This window comes from Pseudomonas sp. AP19, assembly GCF_001728855.1.
In the GTDB taxonomy this organism is placed as follows: domain Bacteria; phylum Pseudomonadota; class Gammaproteobacteria; order Pseudomonadales; family Pseudomonadaceae; genus Aquipseudomonas; species Aquipseudomonas fluorescens.
Window position 1 is genome coordinate 25,005 of sequence record NZ_LXJP01000017.1, and the last position, 24,852, is coordinate 49,856.

The 24,852-nt window shown below is 60.2% G+C and carries 23 protein-coding genes; 14 read left to right on the forward strand and 9 right to left on the reverse strand.

Annotated elements, in window-relative coordinates:
* Positions 1 to 11: 11 nt before the first annotated feature.
* From A7D21_RS14185 to A7D21_RS14195, 3 genes are all read right to left on the reverse strand, one after another.
* Positions 12 to 1,124, reverse strand: coding sequence for an ABC transporter ATP-binding protein (locus tag A7D21_RS14185; protein WP_053258308.1), 1,113 nt, complete (start codon positions 1,122 to 1,124; stop codon positions 12 to 14).
* 214 nt (positions 1,125 to 1,338) lie between these two features.
* Complete coding sequence (locus A7D21_RS14190) at positions 1,339 to 1,968, reverse strand: response regulator transcription factor (RefSeq protein WP_053258309.1); 630 nt, start codon at positions 1,966 to 1,968, stop codon at positions 1,339 to 1,341.
* An 18-nt stretch (positions 1,969 to 1,986) separates the two neighbouring features.
* The gene (locus A7D21_RS14195; protein ID WP_069551967.1) at positions 1,987 to 3,981 is read right to left on the reverse strand and encodes a histidine kinase; all 1,995 of its coding nucleotides are present in this window, start codon (positions 3,979 to 3,981) and stop codon (positions 1,987 to 1,989) included.
* A gap of 77 nt (positions 3,982 to 4,058) precedes the next feature.
* Here A7D21_RS14195 and A7D21_RS14200 point away from each other — a divergent pair, with 77 nt between their 5' ends.
* The gene (locus A7D21_RS14200; RefSeq protein WP_069551968.1) at positions 4,059 to 5,027 is read left to right on the forward strand and encodes an alpha/beta hydrolase family protein; all 969 of its coding nucleotides are present in this window, start codon (positions 4,059 to 4,061) and stop codon (positions 5,025 to 5,027) included.
* A gap of 150 nt (positions 5,028 to 5,177) precedes the next feature.
* Here A7D21_RS14200 and A7D21_RS14205 read toward each other — a convergent pair whose 3' ends face one another.
* Genes A7D21_RS14205 through A7D21_RS14215 form a run of 3 tightly spaced genes read right to left on the reverse strand, consistent with a single transcriptional unit; the run spans position 5,178 to position 7,646 of the window.
* Entirely contained in the window at positions 5,178 to 5,945 is a 768-nt protein-coding gene (locus A7D21_RS14205) for a TerB family tellurite resistance protein (RefSeq protein ID WP_069551969.1), read from the reverse strand.
* A 1-nt stretch (position 5,946) separates the two neighbouring features.
* Positions 5,947 to 6,624: an N-acetylmuramate alpha-1-phosphate uridylyltransferase MurU gene (murU, locus tag A7D21_RS14210; RefSeq protein ID WP_053258313.1), complete on the reverse strand. Its 678-nt coding sequence runs from the start codon at positions 6,622 to 6,624 to the stop codon at positions 5,947 to 5,949.
* The gene (locus tag A7D21_RS14215; protein WP_069551970.1) at positions 6,621 to 7,646 is read right to left on the reverse strand and encodes an aminoglycoside phosphotransferase family protein; all 1,026 of its coding nucleotides are present in this window, start codon (positions 7,644 to 7,646) and stop codon (positions 6,621 to 6,623) included. The genes murU and A7D21_RS14215 overlap by 4 nt, the downstream gene beginning before the upstream one ends.
* Before the next feature lie 130 nt (positions 7,647 to 7,776).
* Here A7D21_RS14215 and A7D21_RS14220 point away from each other — a divergent pair, with 130 nt between their 5' ends.
* The 11 genes from A7D21_RS14220 to A7D21_RS14270 all read left to right on the forward strand — a co-directional run bounded on the left by A7D21_RS14220 (position 7,777) and on the right by A7D21_RS14270 (position 21,842).
* Positions 7,777 to 10,614 carry an LPS-assembly protein LptD gene (locus A7D21_RS14220; RefSeq protein WP_069551971.1) on the forward strand — a complete coding sequence of 946 codons (2,838 nt, stop codon included), beginning with the start codon at positions 7,777 to 7,779 and terminating at the stop codon, positions 10,612 to 10,614.
* On the forward strand, positions 10,595 to 11,929 hold the full coding sequence (locus A7D21_RS14225) for a peptidylprolyl isomerase (protein WP_073638414.1): 1,335 nt from the start codon (positions 10,595 to 10,597) through the stop codon (positions 11,927 to 11,929). The genes A7D21_RS14220 and A7D21_RS14225 overlap by 20 nt, the downstream gene beginning before the upstream one ends.
* Complete coding sequence (pdxA, locus tag A7D21_RS14230; protein ID WP_069551973.1) at positions 11,926 to 12,915, forward strand: 4-hydroxythreonine-4-phosphate dehydrogenase PdxA; 990 nt, start codon at positions 11,926 to 11,928, stop codon at positions 12,913 to 12,915. The genes A7D21_RS14225 and pdxA overlap by 4 nt, the downstream gene beginning before the upstream one ends.
* Entirely contained in the window at positions 12,912 to 13,724 is an 813-nt protein-coding gene (gene rsmA, locus A7D21_RS14235; protein WP_053258317.1) for a 16S rRNA (adenine(1518)-N(6)/adenine(1519)-N(6))-dimethyltransferase RsmA, read from the forward strand. Before pdxA ends, rsmA begins: the two co-directional genes overlap by 4 nt.
* Before the next feature lie 106 nt (positions 13,725 to 13,830).
* Complete coding sequence (gene apaG / locus A7D21_RS14240; RefSeq protein WP_069551974.1) at positions 13,831 to 14,211, forward strand: Co2+/Mg2+ efflux protein ApaG; 381 nt, start codon at positions 13,831 to 13,833, stop codon at positions 14,209 to 14,211.
* Positions 14,211 to 15,059 (forward strand): symmetrical bis(5'-nucleosyl)-tetraphosphatase, encoded by an 849-nt coding sequence (locus A7D21_RS14245; RefSeq protein ID WP_053258319.1) that lies wholly within the window; start codon positions 14,211 to 14,213, stop codon positions 15,057 to 15,059. The genes apaG and A7D21_RS14245 overlap by 1 nt, the downstream gene beginning before the upstream one ends.
* Before the next feature lie 9 nt (positions 15,060 to 15,068).
* Positions 15,069 to 15,398 carry a thiosulfate sulfurtransferase GlpE gene (glpE, locus tag A7D21_RS14250; RefSeq protein ID WP_053258320.1) on the forward strand — a complete coding sequence of 110 codons (330 nt, stop codon included), beginning with the start codon at positions 15,069 to 15,071 and terminating at the stop codon, positions 15,396 to 15,398.
* Positions 15,399 to 15,682: 284 nt separating this feature from the next.
* Positions 15,683 to 17,605: a PrkA family serine protein kinase gene (locus tag A7D21_RS14255; RefSeq protein WP_003194732.1), complete on the forward strand. Its 1,923-nt coding sequence runs from the start codon at positions 15,683 to 15,685 to the stop codon at positions 17,603 to 17,605.
* A gap of 113 nt (positions 17,606 to 17,718) precedes the next feature.
* The gene (locus A7D21_RS14260) at positions 17,719 to 18,990 is read left to right on the forward strand and encodes a YeaH/YhbH family protein (RefSeq protein WP_003194735.1); all 1,272 of its coding nucleotides are present in this window, start codon (positions 17,719 to 17,721) and stop codon (positions 18,988 to 18,990) included.
* Positions 18,987 to 20,549 (forward strand): SpoVR family protein, encoded by a 1,563-nt coding sequence (locus A7D21_RS14265; protein WP_053258321.1) that lies wholly within the window; start codon positions 18,987 to 18,989, stop codon positions 20,547 to 20,549. Before A7D21_RS14260 ends, A7D21_RS14265 begins: the two co-directional genes overlap by 4 nt.
* Positions 20,550 to 20,612: 63 nt before the next feature.
* Positions 20,613 to 21,842, forward strand: coding sequence for a multifunctional CCA addition/repair protein (locus tag A7D21_RS14270; RefSeq protein ID WP_053258322.1), 1,230 nt, complete (start codon positions 20,613 to 20,615; stop codon positions 21,840 to 21,842).
* Here the strand turns inward: A7D21_RS14270 and folK are convergent.
* Positions 21,837 to 22,355, reverse strand: coding sequence for a 2-amino-4-hydroxy-6-hydroxymethyldihydropteridine diphosphokinase (gene folK, locus A7D21_RS14275; RefSeq protein WP_053258323.1), 519 nt, complete (start codon positions 22,353 to 22,355; stop codon positions 21,837 to 21,839). The genes A7D21_RS14270 and folK overlap by 6 nt on opposite strands.
* Positions 22,346 to 22,699 (reverse strand): dihydroneopterin aldolase, encoded by a 354-nt coding sequence (folB, locus tag A7D21_RS14280; RefSeq protein ID WP_053258324.1) that lies wholly within the window; start codon positions 22,697 to 22,699, stop codon positions 22,346 to 22,348. The genes folK and folB overlap by 10 nt, the downstream gene beginning before the upstream one ends.
* A 72-nt stretch (positions 22,700 to 22,771) precedes the next feature.
* Here folB and plsY point away from each other — a divergent pair, with 72 nt between their 5' ends.
* The gene (gene plsY, locus A7D21_RS14285) at positions 22,772 to 23,341 is read left to right on the forward strand and encodes a glycerol-3-phosphate 1-O-acyltransferase PlsY (protein WP_053258325.1); all 570 of its coding nucleotides are present in this window, start codon (positions 22,772 to 22,774) and stop codon (positions 23,339 to 23,341) included.
* 33 nt (positions 23,342 to 23,374) lie between these two features.
* Here plsY and tsaD read toward each other — a convergent pair whose 3' ends face one another.
* On the reverse strand, positions 23,375 to 24,400 hold the full coding sequence (gene tsaD, locus A7D21_RS14290; protein ID WP_053258326.1) for a tRNA (adenosine(37)-N6)-threonylcarbamoyltransferase complex transferase subunit TsaD: 1,026 nt from the start codon (positions 24,398 to 24,400) through the stop codon (positions 23,375 to 23,377).
* Between the two features lie 203 nt (positions 24,401 to 24,603).
* Here tsaD and rpsU point away from each other — a divergent pair, with 203 nt between their 5' ends.
* Positions 24,604 to 24,819: a 30S ribosomal protein S21 gene (gene rpsU / locus A7D21_RS34345; protein WP_002551877.1), complete on the forward strand. Its 216-nt coding sequence runs from the start codon at positions 24,604 to 24,606 to the stop codon at positions 24,817 to 24,819.
* Positions 24,820 to 24,852: the final 33 nt, after the last annotated feature.

A 24,852-nucleotide genomic window follows, 5' to 3' on the forward strand; every position in this document is an offset into this window, starting at 1 on the left:
CCATGGGGCGATTAATTCGCCTCTAGAAGTGGGTCGAGTGCGCGAACGTGCTCGACTTGCCAGCCAATCGGTACCACGTCGCCGACCGCCAGGGCCGGGTCCAGCTCGGCAATCGGTTGTTTCACAAAAAAATCGGCCTTGCCGCAAACCTCCAGGCGCACACGCACGTGGTCGCCCAGGTAGATAAACTCCGCCACACGACCAGAGAAACGGTTGACGCAGCTTTCGCTGGAGCCGTTGAGGCTCACGCGCTCCGGGCGCACCGACAGGGTCACCGGGCCGCCGATCTGGCCGACATTCACCGCGAGCGCCTCGACCTTTTCGCCCCGCGCCAGCTCCACCACGCAACGCTCGCCGCTGTGGCTGTGCAGGCGCCCGTTGAGGCGGTTGTTCTCACCGATGAAGTTGGCGACGAAGGTGTTTTTAGGCTCTTCGTACAAGGTGCGCGGCGCGGCGATCTGCTGGATTTCGCCTTGGTGGAACACCGCCACGCGGTCGGACATGGTCAAGGCTTCGCCCTGGTCGTGGGTCACGTACACCACCGTCACACCGAGACGCTGGTGCAGGTGTTTGATCTCCATCTGCATGTGTTCGCGCAGTTGTTTGTCGAGTGCGCCGAGGGGTTCGTCCATCAGCACCAGCTGCGGTTCGAACACCAGCGCCCGGGCCAGAGCCACACGTTGTTGCTGCCCCCCGGAGAGTTGCGCCGGATAGCGCTGGGCGAAGGCATCGAGCTGGACCATGCTCAACACACGTTTGACCCGCTCGCTGATATCGGTCTTGCTCAAGCCGCGCACCGACAAGGGAAACGCCAGGTTTTCGGCGACGGTCATGTGCGGGAACAATGCATAGTTCTGGAACACCATGCCGATGTCGCGCTTGTGCGGCGGCACGTTGTTGATCGCGCGCCCGGCCAGCAGGATTTCACCGGCGGTCGGCGTCTCGAAACCGGCAAGCATCATCAGGCTGGTGGTCTTGCCCGAGCCCGATGGCCCGAGCAGGGTGAGGAACTCGCCCTTGCGAATCTCCAGGTTGAGGTCTTTGACGATCAGGTTCTCGCCGTCGTAGCTCTTCTGCACGCCACGAAAGCTGACCAGCACATCATTTGAATCCACCTCGCTCATACCCGCACCTTTGTATTTTGGACTGCTGTGGCACAAGCGTAGTCCAGGCGCGAGGCCGCGGAAATCGGGGGCCAGGAGAGAATTGCATCAGCCGGATGGAAGGCTGGGGGTAAGGATCGCCCTACAACGATGGCGGGGATGGAACAGTGTCAGCGCCCCGCGCGCCGGGAATGGCCCTGGCAGGACGCGCGGGAGGTCGTAAACAGGCATGTCGTCACAACAGCTTATGTTCCATGGCGTACTTCACCAATTCGGCCAGGGACGTGATATTCAGCTTTTGCATCAGGCGCGCCTTGTGGGTGCTGATGGTCTTGCTGCTCAGCGCCAGTTGCTGGGCGATGTCATTGACGTTGGCGCCCTGGGCGAGGCGCTCGAACACCGAAAACTCGCGCTCCGAGAGCAGCGAATGCAGCGGCCGCGCGTCCGTCAAGCCGACTTCAAACACCATGCGGTCAGCCAGGTCCGGGTCGATATAGCGCCCGCCCGCCGCGACTTTGCGAATCGCCGTCAGCAACAGGGCCGGGTCGCTGTCTTTGGTCGCATACCCCGCCGCCCCGACTTTCAAGGCGCGGGCGGCCATTTGCGCTTCATCGTGCATGGACAACACCAGGATCGCCGGCGGGTTATTCAGTGCACGGATGCGCGCAATGGCCTCCAGCCCATTCACACCGGGCATCGAGATATCCAGCAACACAACCTCGCACGCCACGTGGCGCAAAGTCTCCAGCAACTGCTCGCCGTTACTCGCCTCGCCCACTACTTGCAGGTCTTTGGCCAGGCCGATCAATTGCTTGATGCCTTCACGGACGATGGTGTGGTCTTCGGCTACCAATACACGAATCACAGGGGTTTCCTCTTAGCGTTATGCATCCAACGGCACCCTGACACTCAAGGTGGTGCCCTCCCCCGGCTCGCTGTGCAGGCTCAGTTGCCCGCCCATCATCAACACCCGCTCGCGCATACCCACTACGCCAAAGGACACGGGCCGGCCCTGGGACTCAACGAAGCCGACGCCGTCATCGCTGATCGTCAACTGCAAGTCGCCGCCCTCAACCACCAGGGTCAGCTCGACAGTATGCGCCTGGGCATGGCGCATCACATTGGTCAACGCCTCCTGCAGGATGCGGAACAGGCCGATGGCCTTGGCGTCGCTCAGGGCGGGCAGGTTGTCCGGGACTTGTACCAGGCAGGGGATTTGCGTACGGGCTTCAAAGCGGCGGGCTTGCCACTCGATGGCCGAGGCGATGCCCGCGTCGAGAATCGGCGGGCGCAATGCGGTCGCCACGTCGCGCACCAGCTGGAACAGCTGGGCGATCAGGCGCTTCATGCTGTTGAGGCGCTCGTTCAAGCCCGGATCCAATTGCGCATAGGCCAGCTCGCACATCGAGGTTTCCAGCTTGAGCACCGTGAGCATCTGCCCGAGTTCGTCGTGCACTTCGCGGGCGATACGGGCCTTTTCTTCTTCGCGCACGGTTTCCAGGTGGGCGGACAATTCGCGCAACTGTGCCTCGCTTTGCAGCAAGGCGGCCACATAACGGCGGCGCTCGGTCACGTCACTGAGATACACGACCAGGTATTCGCCATCGGCAAAGCGCAGAAAGCTCAAGGACACATCAGCGGGCAGGATCGTGCCGTCTGCGCGCACACAATCGGCTGCAAAGTTTTGCGGGCCTTCTTCGCTGGCGCGGGCGCGTTTCCACAGGTTGAGCCAGCGGTCCATGTTCAACGTCGGGTCAAAATCGATCAGCGGTCGCTCGATCAATGCACCGGCGCCATAACCGAGCATGGTTTCGGCGGCGAGGTTGGCGTAGCGCACATGGCTGTCCCAATTGACCCACAGGATACCGACCGTACTTTGATCGATGGAAAACTGCGTCAACCGCAAGGCTTCGGCACTGGTGGCGCGCGCGGCACTTTCTTCCCGAGCCGCCAGCAGGTGCTGTTCCAGCCCACGTTGCTGGCGACGCTGCCAGACCACCACGGCAAGACTGGCGATCAGGAACAACCCCAAGAGCAGGCTGAGGTTTTTCCAGAAGGCGGGTGACTCCGACAACTGTGGGTACTTGGGTTGCAACCAGCGGCTATGCAGTTGATCCAGATCGCGGGCGGGTATCGCGCGCAAGGCGCTTTGCATGATGGTCGCCAGTTCCGGCCATTCACGGCGGGTGGCCACACGCAGCAATTGCGGCAAGCCGATATCCCCCACCACGGCCAACCCGGCAAACTCCGCCTCGCCGGACAACCGGCTCAACTGTGCCTCATCCACCACGGCATAACGCGCCTGCTGGCTGACCAGCAACTGCAAGGCCTGACGCTCCATGGGCACGCCTTGCAGATTCAGGTTGGGATAATTGCTGCGCAGGTAGTCCGCCACGGCGCTGGGCATGCGCACGGCAACGCGGGATTGCTCATCGAGTTTTTCCAGCTCCACGGCACCGCCGCCCTCGCGGACACCGACGATATGCTGGGGCACGCGCATATACGGGTCGGTGAATAACCACAGGCGCAGGCTCGCAGGGGTTTGCTGCAGGCCGGGGGCGATATCCACTTCGCCGTCACGCACGGCGGCTTCCAATTGCTCTTGGGTGGGGAAATTGCGCCAGGTCAGCTCAATGTTCAGCGCCTTGGCCAACCAATGCATCAACTCGACATTGGCCCCGGACAACCGCTGCAAGCGCCGGTCGTATTGCGCGTAAGGCGCCTGCAATACCAGGCCCACGCGCAACTCCGGATGCTGGGCGAGCCACTCCCGCTGTTGTGCATTCAGTTGCGCCTGTGGTGCAGCAGGCGCAGGCGCGGCACTTGCCATCAAGGCAAAGCACCAACAGCCGATAACCAGCAGACAGCGAAAACCCATGATCCACGTCTCACATCACTGACAAACACTGACCAACCCATTAGGCTGCTGGAATGACTTCTGGCCGGGAATTAACGATGCTCTTTCTCCACCGTTCGGCACTGCCAGCATTGTGCCTGTCGCTGCTATTTACCAGCGCCTTTTCTGTTCAGGCCGCCGACGCACCTGCGCCCGCTGCCGAAAAATCGGTTGAACGCCAACCTCTGCCCGAGCGCAGCCAGGAAGAGGCCAACGCCCTTGAGCGGCAACTTCCGCAACAAGAGCAGCAACAGTTGCAGGCCGGCAGCGATTCATTCCTGGCCCTGTGGAAACCGGCCAACAGCGCCGAACCCCAAGGCGTGGTGATTATCGTGCCTGGCGCCGGGGAAAGTGCTGACTGGCCGCAAGCAATTGCGCCTTTGCGCAGTAAATTACCGGACGCCGATTGGGGCACCCTCAGCCTTTCATTACCGGACGTGAACCTGGACACCTTACCGCCGCGGGTCATGGAAGCCCCCAAGGCAGCGGTCGACACCAGCAGCAAAGAAGGCAGCACCGCCGCCAAACCCATCGAACAAGCCGCCAGCGCCGAAGCTGAAGGGACGGACCCGGCGGTGGTGCCCGGTGCGGAGCAGCAGGAAAAAACCGACGCCAAGCGCATCTTTGATCGTATCGACGCCGCCGTCGCCTTTGCCCAAACCCAGAGCGCGCGCAGCGTGGTGTTGCTTGGCCATGGCACCGGCGCCTGGTGGGCCGCGCGTTACCTGAGCGAGAAGCAGCCGTCCCAAGTGCAAAAGTTGGTGATGGTGGCTGGCAAGACACCTACGGGTCGGCAACCGAATCTGCAACAACTGGCCCCAACGCTGAAAGTGCCTACAGCGGACGTGTTCTACCAGGACAGCGCCCAAGAACGCAAAAATGCGCTGGAGCGCGTGCAAGCCGCCAAGCGCACGAAGAATGACGGCTACAAACAGGTGTCACTGAAAACCCTGCCCGGCAATAGCTCGGCCGAGCAAGAGCAGTTGTATCGGCGGGTGCGCGGGTGGCTGAGCCCGGAGCCGAAATAGCGCTGACCGCCTATCTCGAAAGCACCGTAGGCCTGATGTGGGAGCGGGCTTGCTCGCGAATAGGCTATGTCAGTCAACAGATGCATCGGCTGACTCGCGAGCAAACCCGCTCCCACAATGGATTGGGTGCACACTTCCAAAAAGTGCTGGCTATCTGAAATCCCGCCGCTCGCGAATCAGCGCGTAGGCGTTATGCAGCTCGCGGGTTCGCTCGGTCGCCTCGCGCACTTGCGCGGGGCTGGCGCCGGTGCCGGCGATCTTGTCCGGGTGGTGGCGACTGAGCAGGCGACGATAGGCACGCTTGATCACCGACGGTTCGCTGGTGGCGGTTACGCCAAGAATCCGCAACGCCTCCTGATAGGCGCCGCTGCGGCTGACCAAGGGCTTGCGTTCCGGCGCGTAGTCGCAGGCCAGCGCGTGCAACTGTTGCGGCGTCCAGCCCAGCCACTTGCCCCATTGATCGATCAGGTCGCGCTCGGCCTCATCTGCCCTGCCATCCGCCCAGGCCATTCGCCAGCACGCACGCAACACGCCTTCCGCCGCATGCGGCTGCGCCTTGAGTACGCGCAGATACGTGCGCACCCGGTCGGAACCGGACTTGCCGCGATTGAACGCGGTAATTGCCCGGCGCAGGGCGTGTTCACTCATGTCCAGCGCGCGCATTTCCAGGCGCGCCTGCTGGATATGCCCATCCACGACCCGGCCATTGCTTTTGGCCAGGCGCCCCAACAACACAAACAGCAGCTCGTCGTTGCGCAATGCCGGGCGCCCGCCCAGGCGTTCACGCAATTGCGCCCAACTGTGCAACTGCAGGCGGCGGTCCAGTGCCTGCCCCAGCAATGCGCCCAACAAGGCCCCCGGAATACTGGCAATGGCAAAGCCAGCCCCGGCACCGATCAGTGTCCCTGGCCACAACATCTTATTGCTCCGCAGTCAGCAAGGTCTCGACCTGCGCCAGGCGTTCCAGCGTGCCGACATCAATCCAGCGTCCCGTCATGTGTTCCCCCGTAACCCGTCCTTTGGCCATGGCCTCCCGCAACAGCGGCGCCAGTTTGAAGGCCCCGGCGCTGCAACCCGCGAACAGCTGAGGGTCGAGCACTGAAATGCCACTGAAGGTCAGGTTATCGGCACCGGGCGCGGCATCATGAAGCACGCCGTCGCTCAAATAGAAGTCGCCGCCCGCAGGGGCATGGTCAGGCCTGTCGACCATCACCAAGTGGGCAAGCCCTTGCAGCGGCTTCTTGCGCAGGCTGGCGAAGTCGAAGTCGGTCCAGATGTCACCGTTGACCAGAAGGAAAGGCTCATCGCCCAGCAGTGGCAGTGCCTTGAAAATACCGCCGCCGGTTTCCAGCGGCTCGCCTTCGGCCGAGTACTGAATGCGCAGACCAAACTGCGCGCCGTCGCCCAGGTAGCTTTCGATCTGCTGCCCGAGCCACGCATGGTTAATGACGATATCGGTGAAGCCGGCCTTGGCCAGCGCTTCAAGGTGATACTCGATCAGCCGCTTGCCGCCCGCCTGCACCAAAGGCTTGGGCGTGTGCAGCGTGAGCGGACGCATGCGCTCGCCTTTGCCCGCCGCCAGGATCATCGCCTTCATACACCCGCCTCGGCCGGCTCGCGCAGGCTGGCCAGCAACTCACCCAGTTCATCCAGTTCAGGCCGGTCGGCCAGTACCGCTTCTATATAAGCAAAGAAGCGCGGCACGTCCGCCAGGTAGCGCGGCTTGCCGTCGCGATGGCAGATGCGCGCGAAGATGCCGATCACCTTGAGGTGGCGCTGCACCCCCATCAGGTCACTGGCCCGCAGGAACGCCTGAAAATCGCCCTGCACCGGGATGCCCAGCTGCCTGGCACGCTCCCAGTAACCACGCTGCCATTCGCGCACGCGCGCCTTGGGCCAGCTGAGGAACGCATCCTTGAACAGGCAGGTGATGTCGTAGGTCACCGGGCCGTAGACCGCGTCCTGGAAATCCAGCACACCTGGGTTCGGCGTGCTGATCATCAGGTTGCGTGGCATATAGTCGCGATGCACCAGCACTTTGGGCTGGGCCAGGGCGCTGTCGATCAAGTGAGCGCTGACGCGCTGCCACAAGGCTTGCTGCCGGGCGTCGAATTCGATACCCAAATGCCGACGAACGTACCACTCCGGAAACAATTCCAGCTCGCGGCGCAACAAGGCGACGTCATAGCTGGGCAGCGGCGCGTCCATCGGCAACTGCTGAAAAGCCAGCAGCGCGTCGATGGCATCGGCAAACAATTGATCGGCGTTTTGCTCGTCAATCACGTCCAGATAGGTTTTTCTGCCAAGGTCATTGAGCAAAAGAAAGCCGCGCGGCAGATCTTCTGCATAAATTTTTGGCACATTAATTCCCGATTTCGCGAGTAAATCAGCGATATCGACGAAAGGTTTGCAGTTTTCCTGGGGGGGTGGCGCGTCCATAACGACGAATGTTCGACCGCCGCCTTCCCAACGGAAGTAACGCCTGAAACTCGCGTCGCTGCTGGCCGCGGTCAATGTGGCCGGAGGTACGACACCCCAATCCTGAGCGTTGAAAAGGATTGGCAACTGCTCATCCAGCCATACTTTCAGCTGTTGTAAACGTAGATCTTGCTCGGGCATTACAAGGGTCTCCGACGGCGCTAGCCGTCAAGCGGGTCATGCTTTATTATCACGCATCTTTTTCAGACCATCGAGAGGCGTGCGGCCCAAACCGCGGGCAGATGGCACGCAGGAAGCCCGGACTAATAAGATGGCATTGAAATCCCCCGCGTTTCGTAGAAAATTTCCGTTGCTGGTAACCGGCAGTCTGCTGGCCATGCAACCTTTCGCCACCTCATTCGTGGTCGCCGCGGAACAGTATGACTGCTCAGTCTCTGCTTCGGGTGCCTGGGATTGCGCGCCGAAAACCGCCGCAGCCCCATTGCCACCGCGCCCAGTGCATGACGGCGCAGCCGTCAGCCCGGCTGGCAGCACGGCGCAAGCCGACGCTGGCGGCAGCGGCGACGCTGAACCGAAGACCGCGCTGGTCACCGAAGCCAAGGGCCGTGGCCTGCGTTCGCGCAGCGCCGACTACAGCCACCTGGACTGGGTGCCTCGCGAGAAGCTGACCGCGGCCCAGCTGGCCGAAACCGGTCCGTATTGCTCCGGCGCGTACATCGAGCCGACCCGTCCTGGCATGAACGACAAGACGGACAAAAGCGATACGCCGACCTTCATCGGTGCCAAGGCCTCTCGCTACGAGCAGGAACAACAAGTCGCAACCCTGGCCGGTGACGTCGTCATGCGCCAGGGCAGCATGCAGATGGAGGCTCAGGAAGCCAGTCTGTATCAGGCCGAGAACCGTGGCGAGCTGAATGGCGACGTTCGTCTGCGCGACAACGGTGCCCTGATCGTGGGCGACCACGCAGAGGTCCAGCTCGACACCGGCGCCGCTCAGATCGACAACGCCGAATACGTGCTGCACAAGTCGCGCATCCGCGGTAACGCGCTGTACGCCAAGCGTGCCGAGAACGCGATCATCCGTCTTAAAGACGGTACGTACACCACCTGCGAGCCGGACAGCAACGCCTGGCAGCTCAAGGGCAACAACATCACGTTGAACCCGGCCACCGGTTTCGGTACGGCGACCAACGCGACGTTGCGGATCAAGAACATCCCGATCCTGTACACCCCGTACATCTATTTCCCGATCGACAACCGTCGTCAATCCGGCTTCCTGCCGCCGAGCTTCAGCACCGGTGGGGAAACTGGCTTTACCCTGATTACGCCGTATTACTTCAACCTGGCGCCGAACTACGACGCCACGTTGTACCCGCAATACATGACCAAACGCGGTTTGTTGATGGAAGGCGAATTCCGCTACCTCACCAAGTCCAGCGAAGGTCAGTTTGGCGGCGCGTACCTGAACGACGACAGCGATGAACGCAAAAAGCAGAGCGACTACGAAAAAACCCGCTATATGCTCAACTGGCAGCACAAGGGCGGGCTTGATTCGCGTGTCTCGACTTTGGTCGACTACACCAAGATCAGCGACCCCTTCTACTACCAAGACTTGAAGTCCAACCAGGAAGGCATCAAGACTCAGGACTTCGTCAACCAGCAGGGTGCGGTGACCTATCGCGGTGACAGCTTCCAGGCTCGACTGAACCTGCAAGCTTACCAACTGGCGACGATCTCGCAGATCACTCCGTATGACCGGCTACCGCAGATCACCTTTAATGGAACGCTGCCGTACCATCCGGGCGGGGTGAACTTCACCTATGAGACTGAAGCCGTTCGATTTGACCGGGACCTCAGAAGTGGCAATATTTTCGACAAGGACGGTGGCCCGTACGATGCGAACGGTGTTGCCATCGGTAGTAAGCGACTGGATGATTATGTAAACGGCTTGACCCGTGCAAACGGCGACCGCTTGAACATCGCTCCGGCCGTCGAGTACCCGATGACCTCGACCTACGGCTTTATTACGCCGAAGCTCAAGTACGTCTACACCAAGTACGATCTGGACTTGGATAGCCAAGGCAAGAACGACATTATTCAAGCGCAGGCAAACGCAACCGCAGCTAATCCATATGCTGGTGGCGTCTTCAAAAGCTCCCAAGACCGTGCAGTTCCGATCGCCAGTATCGACAGCGGCCTGTACTTCGACCGCAATACCAATTGGTTCGGCAAAGACTATCGCCAGACCCTGGAGCCGCGTGCTTTCTATCTCTATGTCCCGAATAAGGACCAGAGTGACATCCCGGTATTCGACACCAGTGAATACTCGTTTAGCTATGCCTCACTGTTCCGCGACAACCGCTTCAGCGGCACCGACCGGATTGGCGACGAGAACAAACTTTCCTTGGGCGTCACCAGCCGCTGGATCGAAGAGAATGGCTTTGAACGTCAGCGTGTGAGCGTCGGCCAAGCCGTTTACTTCAAGGATCGCGAAGTCCAGCTGCCAGGTATTCTGGCCTCTACGCGCGACGATGCGACCGAGAACGTCTCCCCAATTGCGCTGGACTATGAGTTCCGCTTCAACCGCGATTGGCGCGCCACAGCAGACTACAACTGGGACCCTACTTCACGTAGCCCACGTTCCGGCAGTGCCATGTTCCACTACCAGCCGGAAGACAACCCGAACAAGGTTGTTAACCTCGGTTATCGCTATCGCAACGACCAAGTGGTTTATAACCAGTTGACCGGTAAGTACCAGTTTGGCGGTGACTTCGGTCAGCCTGGCGATCCTAACTACGTGAAGGATTACTACAAAATCCAGCAACACGACTTCTCGATGATGTGGCCGATCATTCCCCAGTGGAACCTGATCACCCGCTGGCAGTATGACTATGCCCGCAACCGCACTTTGGAAGCCTTCGGTGGTTTCGAGTACGACAACTGCTGCTGGAAACTGCGTGTGATCAACCGTTACTGGGTTTCCAACGACGAATACAGCCAGATCGCCCCGCTGAACGAAAAGGGTGACCACGGGCTCTTCTTCCAGATCGTCCTTAAAGGACTCGGCGGCCTGACCGGCGCCAAGGTAGAGAGCTTCCTCGACAAAGGCATTGAAGGTTATCGTGAACGTGAAGACCAAGCTTTCTGATTGCGTGCGCCCGCTAGTATTGGGCGCGCTGTTCCTGGGGGCCGCATCGGCACACGCTGCGGTTCAACAGCTGGACAAAGTTGTGGCCATTGTCGATAACGACGTGATCATGCAGAGCCAACTCGACCAACGGGTCAAGGAAGTTCAGCAGACCATCGCCAAACGTGGTGGCGGCGTGCCGCCGACCAGCGTGCTCGATCCACAGGTGCTGGAACGCCTGATCGTCGAAAACCTGCAACTGCAGATCGGCGATCGTTCCGGCATCCGTATTTCGGACGAAGAACTCAACCAGGCAGTAGGCACCATCGCTCAGCGCAACAACATGAGCATTGACCAGTTCAAAGCCGCTCTGGCCCACGACGGCCTGTCCTATGAGGACGCCCGTGACCAGATCAAGCGTGAAATGATCATCAGCCGTGTGCGTCAGCGCCGTGTGGCCGAGCGGGTTCAGGTGTCCGAGCAGGAAGTGAAAAACTTCCTGGCGTCGGACCTGGGCAAGATGCAGCTCTCCGAAGAACTGCACCTGGCCAACATCCTGATCCCGACACCGGACAGCGCTAACGCCGAGCAGCTCAATGCCGCCGCCGCAAAGACTCAGGCCGTTTATGACCGTTTGAAAGCCGGCGCTGACTTTGCCCAGACGGCAATTGCCGTCTCCGGCAGCGACAACGCCCTGGACGGCGGTGACATGGGCTGGCGTAAAGCCGCTCAATTGCCACCTCCGTTTGACCGTGAACTGAGCGCCATGCAGCCGGGTGAAATTACCCAGCCAGCACGCACACCGGGCGGCTTCATCATCCTCAAGTTGCTGGGAAAACGCGGCGGCGAGACCTCGCTGAAAGACGAAGTACATGTTCGTCACATCCTGGTCAAACCAAGCGAAATCCGTACCGAGGCGCAAACCAAGGAACTGGCCCAGAAGATCTATGACCGCATTGAAGGCGGTGAAGACTTCGCCACCTTGGCCAAGAGCTTCTCGGAAGACCCGGGCTCGGCCCTCAACGGTGGCGACCTGAACTGGATTGACCCGAAAGCGCTGGTGCCGGAGTTCCAGGACGTGATGGCCAAGACCCCGCAAGGCGTTTTGTCCAAGCCGTTCAAGACTCAATATGGCTGGCATGTACTGGAAGTTCTTGGCCGCCGCGCGACCGACAACACCACCCAGGCCCGCGAGCAACAAGCCCTGAGCGTATTGCGTAACCGCAAGTACGACGAAGAGCTGCAAACCTGGTTGCGTCAGATCCGTGACGAAGCCTACGTGGAAAACAAGCTGCCAGGCGCCGAGCAAACAGGCACCGACCAGGCACCGAAGTGAAACCACAGCGTTTCGCGGTCACACCCGGCGAGCCGGCCGGCATTGGTCCAGACCTGTGCCTGCTCCTCGCCTCGCAACCCCAGCCACATCCCCTGATTGCCATTACCAGCCGCGACCTGCTCCTTGAGCGGGCCGCGCAGCTGGGCGTGGCCGTCAGTTTGCTGGACGTGGCGCCGGGCCATTGGCCAGACCTGCCGGCCCCCGCAGGCAGCCTGTATGTGTGGGATACCCCCCTTGCGGCCAAGGTCGTTGCCGGGCAACTGAACAAGGCCAATGCGGCGTTTGTGCTGGAAACCCTGACCCGTGCCGGCCAAGGCTGTATCGACGGCGACTTCGCCGGCATGATCACCGCCCCTGTGCACAAAGGTGTCATCAACGACTCCGGCATCGCCTTTTCCGGCCATACCGAGTTCCTTGCCGAACTGACCCACACGGCTCAAGTCGTGATGATGCTTGCCACACGCGGCCTGCGCGTGGCCCTGGTGACCACGCACCTGCCGCTGCGCGATATCGCCGACGCCATCTCCGCCGAGCGCGTGGAGCGCGTCACGCGCATCCTGTACACCGACCTGCAACAAAAATTCGGCATTGCCCAACCCCGAATCCTGGTCTGCGGGCTTAACCCGCACGCCGGTGAAGGCGGCCATTTGGGCCATGAAGAAATCGACATCATTGAACCGACATTAGAGCGTCTGCGCCAAGAAGGCATGGACCTGCGTGGCCCACTGCCTGCGGACACTCTGTTTACCCCCAAATATCTGGAGCACTGCGACGCAGTGCTGGCGATGTACCATGACCAGGGGCTGCCCGTGCTGAAATACAAAGGCTTCGGCGCCGCAGTCAACGTGACTCTGGGCCTGCCGATCATCCGCACCTCCGTCGACCATGGCACGGCCCTGGACCTGGCGGGCAGTGGCAAGATCGATACCGGCAGCCTGCACGTGGCCCTGGAAACCGCCTATCAGATGGCCGAGACCCGTATATGACCGAGCATTACCAACACCGGGCGCGCAAGCGCTTCGGGCAGAACTTCCTGCACGACGCTGGCGTGATCGACCGCATTCTGCGCTCCATCCATGCCAAACCTGAAGACCGCCTGCTGGAAATCGGCCCGGGCCAGGGTGCATTGACCCAAGGCCTGCTGGCCAGTGGCGGTCAACTGGACGTGGTTGAACTGGACAAGGACCTGATCCCGATCCTCAACCAGCAGTTTGCGGGCAAGTCCAACTTCAACCTGCACCAGGGCGATGCGCTGAAGTTCGACTTCAACAGCCTCAATGCCGCGCCCAACAGCCTGCGGGTGGTCGGTAACCTGCCTTACAACATCTCCACACCGCTGATTTTCCACCTGCTGAACAACGCCGGGATCATCCGCGACATGCACTTCATGCTGCAAAAAGAAGTGGTTGAGCGTTTGGCGGCGGGCCCTGGTGGTGGTGATTGGGGCCGCCTGTCGATCATGGTTCAGTACCATTGCCGTGTGGAACACCTGTTCAACGTTGGCCCTGGCGCGTTTAATCCGCCGCCGAAGGTCGACTCGGCCATCGTGCGCCTGGTGCCTCACGCCGTACTGCCGCACCCGGCCAAGGACCACAAGTTACTGGAGCGGGTGGTGCGCGAAGCATTCAACCAGCGCCGCAAAACCCTGCGCAACACGCTCAAGGCGCTGCTGAGCAACGCTGAGATCGAAGCGGCCGGCGTCGATGGCAGCCTGCGCCCCGAGCAACTGGACCTGGCCGCGTTCGTGCGCCTGGCCGACCAGCTTGCCATCCAGCCTGCGCCCACCGCGGACTGAAGCCTGCCATGCATGGGCCAGACAGCATGTCTGGCCTAGTGCCCTGCTGATGGCCTAGACTGATCCGCATCTGCTGTCCTCCGCTTTTGCTTTTAAGGCCTCTTGCATGTCCGATCCTCGCTACCAGATCGACGTCAGCGTCGTCACCCGCTTTCTTGCTGACCAATCGCAACCCGAACATAACCGTTTCGCCTTTGCCTACACCATCACGGTGAAGAACAACGGGCAGGTGCCGGCCAAGCTGCTGTCGCGCCACTGGGTGATCACCGACGGTGACGGTCAGGTTGAGGAAGTGCGCGGCGCCGGTGTGGTTGGCCAGCAACCATTGATCGACATCGGCGCCAGCCATACCTACAGCAGCGGCACGGTGATGACCTCCAAAGTCGGCACCATGCAAGGCTCGTATCAGATGAAAGCCACCGACGGTAAATTGTTCGACGCCATCATCGCGCCCTTCCGCCTCGCCGTGCCTGGAGCCCTGCACTGATGGCGACGTACGCGGTCGGCGACCTGCAAGGCTGCCTGAAACCCCTCAAGTGCCTGCTGGAGCGGGTTGCCTTCAACCCGGCAAGCGATCGCCTGTGGCTGGTGGGTGACCTGGTCAATCGCGGCCCCGAGTCCCTGGAAACCCTGCGCTTTCTGTATGGCCTGCGCGATTCCCTGGTGTGTGTACTGGGCAACCATGATCTGCACTTGTTAGCCGCCGGCAACAACATCGAACGCCTGAAAAAAAGTGACACCCTGCGCGAAATCCTTGAAGCGCCGGATCGCGCGCAACTGCTGGATTGGCTGCGCAGGCAAAAGCTCATGCATTACGACGAAGGCCGCAACATGGCTTTGGTCCATGCTGGCATCCCGCCCCAGTGGACACTGAAGAAAGCCCTCAAGTGTGCCGCTGAAGTGGAAAGCGCACTGGCCGATGACAGCCTCTACACCGCTTACCTCGACGGCATGTATGGCAATGAGCCCATCAAGTGGGACAGCGACCTTACCGGCGTGGCGCGCCTGCGCGTGATCACCAACTACTTCACGCGCATGCGCTTCTGCACCGCCGATGGCAAACTGGACCTCAAAAGCAAGGAAGGCGCCGACACCGCGCTGCCTGGCTATAAGCCCTGGTTTGCCCACAAGGAGCGCAAGACCCACGACACGCAAATCATCTTCGGCCACTGGGCTGCCCTTGAAGGCAAGTGCGACGAGCCGGGTGTATTCGCCCTCGATACCGGCTGTGTGTGGGGCGGTGCCATGACCCTGATGAACATCGACACCGGCGAGCGCCTGAGCTGCCAGTGTGAATCCCCCCTTTCTGTGACACTGCCGGCCGCCAAGCCATAGGAGCCCGCCATGAGCGAATTCAAACGTATCCCTCCCGAACAAGCCCAGGCCCTGCGCGAGCAAGGTGCCGTGGTGGTCGACATCCGTGACCAGCCGACCTATGCAGCGGCTCACATCAGCGGCGCGCAGCATCTGGACAACCACAACATCGCCGACTTCATCCGCGCCGCCGACCTCGACGCACCGGTGATCGTGGCCTGCTATCACGGTAACTCCAGCCAGAGCGCGGCCGCCTACCTGATCAGCCAGGGCTTCTCCGACGTCTATAGCCTGGACGGCGGCTTTGAGCTGTGGCGTACGACCTATCCTGCAGAAATTGCCTCCGGCGATTCGCAATAATTTTTTTCACACCCCGCTACCCCGCGTGACGCTTGGGCTCGCGCCGTTTCTGACGAACGGCGCAGCCAACTAATTGCGCATCGCGCCTTGAACTCCCGGATTCCGAACTATCCTTAAGCGCAGGCCATCCGAATCAGGGGAGAGCCGGTACACCGGCGTGCGGGTCATCGGTAGCGTTTGAGGGTGTTCTGGGGGGAAAACAGGCATTGGCGATCACCAATGACTGCCAGCATCGACTGATTGATCCGGCGTCGGCTCCACGTATCGAGCGAGGTGACGACGTCATGAGTATCTTTAGCCACTTCCAACAACGCTTCGCGTCCACACAGCAGGAAGAGCTCACGCTGCAAGAGTATCTTGAGCTGTGCAAGCAGGACCGCAGCACCTACGCGTCTGCCGCCGAACGTCTGCTATTGGCAATTGGTGAGCCGGAACTGGTGGAAACCGCCAACAATTCGCGCTTGTCGCGAATATTTTCCAACAAGGTGATTCGCCGCTATCCGGCCTTTGAAGACTTCCATGGCATGGAAGAATGCATCGACCAGATCGTCTCCTACTTCCGCCATGCCGCCCAAGGCCTGGAAGAGAAGAAACAGATCCTCTACCTGCTCGGCCCGGTCGGCGGCGGCAAGTCGTCCCTGGCTGAAAAACTCAAACAACTGATCGAGAAGGTGCCCTTCTACGCGATCAAGGGCTCGCCGGTATTCGAGTCGCCACTGGGCCTGTTCAACGCCACGGAAGATGGCGCGATCCTCGAAGAGGACTTCGGCATTCCGCGCCGCTACCTCAATACCATCATGTCGCCCTGGGCCACCAAGCGCCTCGCCGAGTTCGGCGGTGACATCAGCCAGTTCCGCGTGGTGAAACTGTACCCGTCGATCCTCAACCAGATCGGCGTCGCCAAAACCGAGCCCGGCGATGAGAACAACCAGGACATTTCGGCCCTGGTGGGTAAAGTCGATATCCGCAAACTCGAAGAATTCCCGCAGAACGACGCCGACGCCTACAGCTATTCGGGCGCACTGTGCCGGGCCAACCAGGGCCTGATGGAATTCGTGGAGATGTTCAAGGCGCCGATCAAGGTGCTGCACCCACTGCTGACCGCAACCCAGGAAGGCAACTACAACAGTACCGAAGGTCTGGGCGCGATTCCGTTCACCGGGATCCTGCTGGCCCACTCCAACGAATCGGAATGGCATACCTTCCGCAACAACAAGAACAACGAAGCCTTCATCGACCGGATCTACATCGTCAAGGTGCCGTACTGCCTGCGGGTCAGCGACGAGATCAAGATTTACGACAAGCTGCTGTTCAACAGCTCGCTGGCCAAGGCCCATTGCGCGCCTGACACCCTGAAGATGCTTGCGCAATTCACCGTGCTCTCGCGCCTCAAGGAGCCGGAAAACTCGAACATCTACTCGAAGATGCGCGTGTACGACGGCGAAAACCTCAAGGACACCGACCCCAAGGCCAAGTCGATCCAGGAATACCGCGACACGGCAGGCGTGGATGAGGGCATGAACGGCCTTTCCACCCGTTTCGCGTTCAAGATCCTCTCCAAGGTCTTCAACTTCGACCCGCACGAGATCGCCGCCAACCCGGTGCACCTGCTCTATGTGCTGGAGCAGCAGATCGAACAGGAGCAATTCCAGGCGGAAACCCGCGAACGCTACCTGCGCTTCCTCAAGGAATACCTGGCGCCGCGCTACATCGAGTTTATCGGCAAGGAAATCCAGACCGCCTACCTGGAGTCCTATAGCGAGTACGGCCAGAACATCTTCGACCGCTACGTGCTGTACGCCGACTTCTGGATTCAGGACCAGGAATACCGCGACCCGGAAACCGGCGAAATCCTCAACCGCGTGGCCCTCAACGAGGAGTTGGAAAAGATCGAGAAACCAGCCGGCATCAGCAATCCGAAGGATTTCCGCAACGAAATCGTCAACTTCGTACTGCGTGCCCGGGCCAACAACAACGGCAAGAACCCTACCTGGCTCAGCTACGAGAAGCTGCGGGTGGTTATCGAGAAGAAAATGTTCTCCAACACCGAGGATCTGCTGCCGGTCATCAGCTTCAACGCCAAGGCCAGCAAAGAGGACCAGCAAAAACACAACGACTTCGTTACACGAATGGTCGAGCGCGGCTACACCGACAAACAGGTACGGCTGCTCTCCGAGTGGTATCTGCGGGTTCGCAAATCACAGTAAGGCAGCGACGGGCGCATGCTGCCGGGCCCCAGGCCTGGCGGCTTACCGCTTGTCTCTAAGCTTCCAGCTCGCGGCTTGAAGCTTGTAACGTGAAGCTGCCCGGAGGGCTCCCCATGAGCTATGTGATCGACCGACGCCTTAATGGCAAGAACAAGAGCACGGTAAACCGCCAGCGTTTCCTGCGGCGTTACCGTGACCACATCAAAAAGGCGGTTGAAGAGGCCGTCAGCCGCCGCTCCATCACCGACATGGAGCACGGCGAACAAATCAGCATTCCCGGACGGGACATCGACGAACCGGTGCTGCACCATGGCCGGGGCGGCAAACAGACCGTCGTGCACCCCGGCAACAAGGAGTTCACCACCGGCGAGCACATCCAACGCCCCCAAGGTGGCGGCGGCGGCAAGGGCCCGGGCAAAGCCGGTAACTCCGGCGAAGGCATGGATGAGTTCGTGTTCCAGATTACCCAGGAAGAATTCCTCGAATTCATGTTCGAGGACCTGGAGCTGCCCAACCTGGTCAAACGCAACCTGACCGGCACCGATACGTTCAAAACCGTGCGCGCCGGGATCAGCAACGAGGGCAATCCGTCACGGATCAACATCATCCGCACCCTGCGCTCGGCTCATGCACGCCGCATCGCGCTGTCGGGCAGCAGCCGCGCCAAACTGAAACAGGCCAAGGAAGAGTTGGCGCGCTTGAAGCGCGAAGAACCGGACAACTTCGGCGATATCCAGGAAATCGAGGCAGAAATCGAGAAGCTCAGCGCGCGAATTCACCGTGTGCCGTTTCTTGATACCTTTGACCTCAAATACAACCTGCTGGTGAAGCAACCCAACCCGAGTTCCAAAGCGGTCATGTTCTGCCTGATGGACGTGTCGGGCTCCATGACCCAAGCCACCAAGGACATCGCCAAGCGCTTCTTCATCCTGCTGTACCTGTTTCTGAAGCGGAACTACGACAAGATCGACGTGGTGTTTATCCGCCATCACACCAGCGCCCGGGAAGTGGATGAAGAGGAGTTCTTTTACTCGCGGGAAACCGGCGGCACTATCGTGTCCAGTGCGTTGAAGCTGATGCAGGAGATCATGGCCGAGCGCTACCCGGCCAACGAGTGGAATATCTACGCCGCCCAGGCTTCCGATGGCGACAACTGGAACGATGATTCGCCCATCTGCCGCGACATCCTGATCAACCAGATCATGCCGTTTGTGCAGTACTACACGTATGTCGAAATTACTCCCCGTGAGCACCAGGCCCTGTGGTTCGAGTACGAGCGCATCGGCGAAGCCTTTGCCGATACATTCGCCCAGCAGCAACTGGTCTCGGCCGGCGATATCTACCCGGTCTTCCGTGAACTCTTCCAGCGCAGGTTAGTGACATGACGGCCAAAGCGCATAAGCGCCAACCCATTTCCACGGGGTCCGAGTGGACCTTTGAACTGATCCAGGCCTATGACCGGGAAATCAGCCGTATTGCGGCGGGTTATGCCCTGGACACTTACCCTAACCAGATCGAAGTCATCACCGCTGAACAGATGATGGATGCGTATGCGTCGGTCGGCATGCCCTTGGGTTATCACCACTGGTCCTATGGCAAGCACTTCCTCAGCACTGAAAAGTCCTACACCCGCGGCCAGATGGGCCTGGCCTACGAGATCGTCATCAACTCCGACCCGTGCATCGCCTATCTGATGGAGGAAAACACCATCTGCATGCAGGCCTTGGTGGTGGCCCATGCCTGCTACGGGCATAACAGCTTCTTCAAAGGCAATTACCTGTTCCGCACCTGGACCGATGCCAGCTCGATCATCGATTATCTGGTGTTCGCCAAGCAGTACATCATGCAGTGCGAGGAGCGCCATGGCATCGACGCGGTGGAGGACTTGCTCGATTCCTGCCACGCCCTGATGAACTACGGGGTTGATCGCTACAAACGTCCGTACCCGATTTCTGCCGAGGAAGAACGCCTGCGCCAGAAGGAGCGCGAGGAGCACTTGCAGAAACAGATCAACGACCTGTGGCGCACCATTCCAAAACGCGCCGGCAAGAACAGCGACAAAGACAATGCGCGCTTCCCCGCCGAACCTCAGGAAAACATCCTCTATTTCCTGGAAAAACACGCGCCACTGCTGGAACCGTGGCAGCGGGAAATCGTGCGCATTGTGCGCAAGATCGCCCAGTACTTTTATCCACAGCGTCAGACCCAGGTGATGAACGAAGGCTGGGCCACGTTCTGGCACTACACCTTGATGAATGACCTGTATGACGAGGGCCTGGTCACCGACGGCTTCATGATGGAGTTCCTCACCTCGCATACCAGCGTGGTGTTCCAGCCCGGTTTTGACAGCCCGTATTACAGTGGCATCAACCCTTACGCGCTGGGCTTTGCGATGTATCGCGATATCCGGCGCATGTGCGAGCACCCCACCGAAGAGGACCGTCGCTGGTTCCCGGAAATCGCCGGCAGCGATTGGCTGTCGACCATCAAGTTCGCCATGAGCAGCTTCAAGGATGAGAGCTTCATCCTGCAGTACCTGTCACCCCAGGTGATTCGCGACCTCAAGCTGTTCAGCATCATGGATGACGACCTCAAGGATGACTTGGTGGTGCCGGCAATTCATGACGAACCCGGCTACCGCACCATCCGTGAAACCCTGGCGGCGCAGTACAACCTGGGCAACCGTGAGCCTAACGTGCAGATCTACAGCATCGATGTACGCGGCGACCGCTCGCTGACCCTGCGCCATCAACAGCACGACCGCAAACCTCTGGGCGAATCCACCGAGGAAGTGCTCAAGCACCTGCATCGGTTATGGGGCTTCGACATTCACCTGGAAACCCTGCAGGGCGATCAAGTGATGAAGACCCACCACGTACCGCCACGCAGTGATCACAACGACAACGACTACGGCCGCCTGGACCTGGCCGTCGTTCATCTCTGAAACAGCAAAGCCTCCATTGGTCAGGCACAGGCGTTATCCTGTGCCGCTAATGGAGGCTTTTTCATGAAAATCTACAAAGTCGGCGGTGCGGTGCGTGACCGCTTGCTGGGCATCAAGGTCACCGACATCGACCGGGTTGTTGTCGGCGCAACCACCGAAGAAATGCTCGCCAAGGGCTATAAGCCGGTGGGTGCTGACTTTCCGGTATTCCTGGACCCCAAAAACGGCGACGAATACGCCCTCGCCCGCACCGAACGCAAGAGCGGCCGGGGTTATGGGGGGTTTGTGTTCCATGCCAGCCCCGAGGTGACGCTGGAAGAAGACCTGATTCGTCGCGACCTGACCATCAATGCCATGGCGGAGGATGACGACGGCAACCTGACCGATCCCTATCACGGCCAGCGTGATTTGGCAGCGCGTCTTTTGCGTCACGTTTCCCCCGCGTTTGCCGAAGATCCCCTCCGCGTACTGCGCGTTGCACGCTTTTCAGCACGTTACGCTCACCTCGGGTTTACCGTCGCGCCGCCAACGATAGAGCTGATGCGCCAGCTCAGCGAATCCGGCGAACTGGACGCCCTGACACCCGAGCGCAGTTGGAAAGAAATTTCCCGGGCGCTGATGGAGGATCAGCCTCAGGTCTTTATTCAAGTACTGCGCGACTGCAACGCGCTGAAAACCCTGATGCCGGAAGTGGACGCCCTGTTCGGCGTACCGCAACCCGCAGCCCATCACCCGGAAATCGACACCGGCCTACATACCTTGAGCGTGCTGGAACAGGCGGCCCTGCACCAACAGCCGCTCACCGTGCGCTGGGCTTGCCTGCTGCATGACGTGGGCAAAGGCCTGACACCTGTGGATAAGTTGCCGCAGCATATTGCCCACGAACATACCGGCCTGAAGCTGATCAAGGCGATGAACGAGCGCTTCAAGGTGCCGAAGGATTGTCAGGAACTGGCCCTGCTTGTCGGCCAATATCACACCCATGGCCATCGCGCGCTGGAGCTGAAAGCTTCGACATTGTTGGAGTTGCTGCAGAGTTTCGATGTTTATCGCAGGCCACAGCGTTTTGAAGAATTCGTGGTGAGCTGTGAAATGGACGCGCGGGGCCGCAAAGGCCTGGAGCAAAGAAGTTATCCACAAGCGGATTATTTACGCGGCGCGGCGAAAGCGGCACGCGAGGTGCCTGTGGCGCCTTTACTGGAGAAAGGTTTCAAAGGCCCCGAGCTCGGTGAGGCGCTCAAGCGTGAGCGGCTCAGGGTGTTGAAAGTCTACAAAGAACAACGCGCCCTATAGGGGCGCGTCCGGCGTCAGCTGCTGGCCCTGCCACTCAAAACCGACGGGCGCCAGCACTTGATCAATCTGCGCATCGCGCCATAGCTGCGCCAATGTCTTGCCCGCCTCCGGGTGCACACGATCGGGCGCCATCAACGACAGCGGCCACAGCACAAAGGCGTTTTTCAGGATCTCTGCTCGCGGCAGGATCAAGCCATCGAAATTGCCCACCAGCTCGCCGTACAGCAACACATCGATGTCCAGCGGCAGCCCCTTGCGGTCCGGGGCATAGCGACCATTATCGGCCTCGATGAATTTCAACCGACGATCCAGCTCCATCAGCGGCAGGTCGGTATAGGCCGACACCACCAGATTGAAGAATGGCCCGCTTTTGATGCCCACCGGCTGGCTTTCGAACACTGGAGAACAGCGCACATCGATCAAGAAGCTCGCCAGCGCATCCAGGCCAGCGACCAAATGGCGCTCGCGCTCGATATTGCTGCCAAGGCCAAGGTAAATCTGAGTTAGCGACATCCGCGCTCGATCTCCACGCCCACGCCTTTGGCGGCCGGTACGGCGCCGGGCTTGGTCAACTTGAGGTGCAGCCAGGGAATCTGAAATTCACGCATCAGCACTTCGGCCAGACGCTCGGCAAAGGTTTCTACCAACTGGTACTGGGATTGCTCGGCAAAGGCCTGGATACGCGCAGATACGCTGGCGTAGTCGAGCGCCAGGGTCAGATCGTCACCCGCCGCAGCCGGGCGGTTGTCCCAGGCAAAGCTCAGGTCCAGACGCAGACATTGCTTGATGCCGCGCTCCCAGTCGTAGGCCCCGATCACGGTGTCGACTTCCAGGCCTTCGATAAACACTCTGTCCAAGCTCTTCTCCGCAGCACGACAAGGGCGCGTTGCCCCGTTAGAATCAGGGCGTCCTCGCCCGGAATAGTTAGCATGTTTTGGTTACTGGCGACTCTCGCCTACCTGCTCGGCTCGCTGTCCTTCGCCATTTTGCTCAGCCGCCTGACGGGAAATCCCGACCCGCGAATGAGTGGCTCAGGCAATGCCGGCGCCACCAATATGTTGCGCCTGGCCGGCAAGAAACTCGCCGTGCTGACGCTGCTGGGCGACGTGTGCAAGGGCCTGCTGCCCGTGCTGCTCGCCAACTACCTCGGCCTTAGCCTGCAACAACAAGCCTGGGTGGGCGTGTCTGCCGTCCTGGGCCATCTGTTTCCGCTGTACTTCCGCTTTCGCGGTGGCAAGGGTGTCGCCACGGCGGCCGGCATGTTGCTGGGGATTTACCCTCCGGCAGCGCTGCTGGCCGTGCTCGCCTGGTTACTGACGTTCTACCTGACCCGTACAAGCTCCCTGGCCGCACTGATCGCCACGCCGCTCACCCTGCCATTACTGGCTTGGCAAGAACCGGCAGCGCTGCTGCCGATGAGCGTACTGACGCTGCTGATCGTCTGGCGCCACCGCGGCAATTTACGCGACCTGTTTGCCGGGCGCGAACGGCATTTTTAAATACCTTCGATGAGCCCGGCTCACATCCGCCGCTTACAACGGTGTCAGTTGTTCCATCGGCCAGCGTGCCTGCACGCTGATCGCCAGGCTCTCATGCTGGCCGGCCTGCAGGCGCTGGCAACCGGCATACGCAATCATTGCGCCGTTGTCGGTGCAGAACTCAGGGCGCGCGTAAAACACATCGCCCTTCATGTCGCCGAGCATTTTTTCCAGCGAGGTGCGCAGGGCCTTGTTGGCGCTGACGCCGCCCGCGATCACCAGGCGCTTCATGCCGGCCTGCTTGAGGGCTCGCTTGCACTTGATGGTTAAAGTCTCCACCACGGCCTGCTGGAACGCCAGCGCGATGTCGCAACGGGCTTGCTCACTGTCGTCCCCGGCGCTGACGCTCTGCTGCCACGTGTTGAGCGCCGAGGTTTTCAAGCCGCTGAAGCTGAACATCAGGCCAGGGCGATCACACATCGGGCGCGGGAACGTGTAGCGGCCTGGGACGCCTTTTTCGGCAAGACGGGCGATTTCCGGCCCACCAGGGTAATTGAGGCCCATCATCTTCGCGGTTTTGTCGAAAGCTTCGCCGGCCGCGTCATCCAGAGACTCGCCCAAAAGCGTGTATTGGCCTATTCCATCGACCTGAACCAGCTGCGTATGGCCGCCGGAAACCAACAAAGCGACGAACGGGAACTCTGGCGGTGTTTTTTCCAACATCGGGGCCAGCAAATGCCCCTCCATGTGGTGCACACCCAGGGCAGGAATGCCCCAGGCAAACGCCAGTGCCTGAGCGCAAGAGGCCCCAACCAGCAGGGCTCCGACCAATCCAGGGCCAGCGGTGTAAGCGATTGCATCGATCTCGGTCGGCACGCAGCCGGCCTCGTCCAACACCTGGCGAATCAACGGCAGCATGCGTTTGACGTGATCACGGCTGGCCAGCTCCGGCACCACGCCGCCGTAGGCGCGATGCAGGTCGATCTGACTGAACAGCGCATCGGCCAAAAGCCCGCGTTCACTGTCGTAAAGTGCGACACCGGTTTCGTCGCAGGAGGTTTCAAGTCCCAGTACTAGCATGGGTTTGCGCCTTGTAGAGGCTGAATTCGAAGGCGCGCATAATAGTCGCCACTCCCCCTCCCGACTAGCGGTTTTCGATCAGAGGCTTTGCATTCCGGGCAATGAGGGGTTAACATCCGCAACCCTTAAAAACCGACGACCTCAGCCGCGAATTTTTTGCGACGAGAACGTTGATTCCCGGTAATGAAAGAAGGTAGCTCTGGATGCCAGCCGTCAAAGTAAAAGAGAACGAACCCTTCGACGTAGCTCTGCGTCGTTTCAAGCGCTCCTGCGAAAAAGCCGGTGTTCTGGCTGAAGTTCGTAGCCGCGAATTTTATGAGAAGCCAACTTCTGAGCGTAAGCGTAAAGCAGCAGCCGCTGTTAAGCGTCACGCCAAGAAAGTTCAGCGCGAACAGCGCCGCGCCGTTCGTCTGTACTAATACACAGACGTTCGTAGCAAGCTTCTGCCAAGC

Coding starts and splice junctions, on each gene's coding strand:
- A7D21_RS14185 (WP_053258308.1), bottom strand. CDS start 1,124: ATGAGCGAGGTGGATTCAAATGATGTGCTGGTCAGCTTTCGTGGCGTG.
- A7D21_RS14195 (WP_069551967.1), bottom strand. CDS start 3,981: ATGGGTTTTCGCTGTCTGCTGGTTATCGGCTGTTGGTGCTTTGCCTTG.
- A7D21_RS14200 (WP_069551968.1), top strand. CDS start 4,059: ATGCTCTTTCTCCACCGTTCGGCACTGCCAGCATTGTGCCTGTCGCTG.
- A7D21_RS14205 (WP_069551969.1), bottom strand. CDS start 5,945: ATGTTGTGGCCAGGGACACTGATCGGTGCCGGGGCTGGCTTTGCCATT.
- murU (WP_053258313.1), bottom strand. CDS start 6,624: ATGAAGGCGATGATCCTGGCGGCGGGCAAAGGCGAGCGCATGCGTCCG.
- A7D21_RS14215 (WP_069551970.1), bottom strand. CDS start 7,646: ATGCCCGAGCAAGATCTACGTTTACAACAGCTGAAAGTATGGCTGGAT.
- A7D21_RS14220 (WP_069551971.1), top strand. CDS start 7,777: ATGGCATTGAAATCCCCCGCGTTTCGTAGAAAATTTCCGTTGCTGGTA.
- rsmA (WP_053258317.1), top strand. CDS start 12,912: ATGACCGAGCATTACCAACACCGGGCGCGCAAGCGCTTCGGGCAGAAC.
- apaG (WP_069551974.1), top strand. CDS start 13,831: ATGTCCGATCCTCGCTACCAGATCGACGTCAGCGTCGTCACCCGCTTT.
- A7D21_RS14245 (WP_053258319.1), top strand. CDS start 14,211: ATGGCGACGTACGCGGTCGGCGACCTGCAAGGCTGCCTGAAACCCCTC.
- glpE (WP_053258320.1), top strand. CDS start 15,069: ATGAGCGAATTCAAACGTATCCCTCCCGAACAAGCCCAGGCCCTGCGC.
- A7D21_RS14255 (WP_003194732.1), top strand. CDS start 15,683: ATGAGTATCTTTAGCCACTTCCAACAACGCTTCGCGTCCACACAGCAG.
- A7D21_RS14260 (WP_003194735.1), top strand. CDS start 17,719: ATGAGCTATGTGATCGACCGACGCCTTAATGGCAAGAACAAGAGCACG.
- A7D21_RS14265 (WP_053258321.1), top strand. CDS start 18,987: ATGACGGCCAAAGCGCATAAGCGCCAACCCATTTCCACGGGGTCCGAG.
- A7D21_RS14270 (WP_053258322.1), top strand. CDS start 20,613: ATGAAAATCTACAAAGTCGGCGGTGCGGTGCGTGACCGCTTGCTGGGC.
- folK (WP_053258323.1), bottom strand. CDS start 22,355: ATGTCGCTAACTCAGATTTACCTTGGCCTTGGCAGCAATATCGAGCGC.
- plsY (WP_053258325.1), top strand. CDS start 22,772: ATGTTTTGGTTACTGGCGACTCTCGCCTACCTGCTCGGCTCGCTGTCC.
- tsaD (WP_053258326.1), bottom strand. CDS start 24,400: ATGCTAGTACTGGGACTTGAAACCTCCTGCGACGAAACCGGTGTCGCA.
- rpsU (WP_002551877.1), top strand. CDS start 24,604: ATGCCAGCCGTCAAAGTAAAAGAGAACGAACCCTTCGACGTAGCTCTG.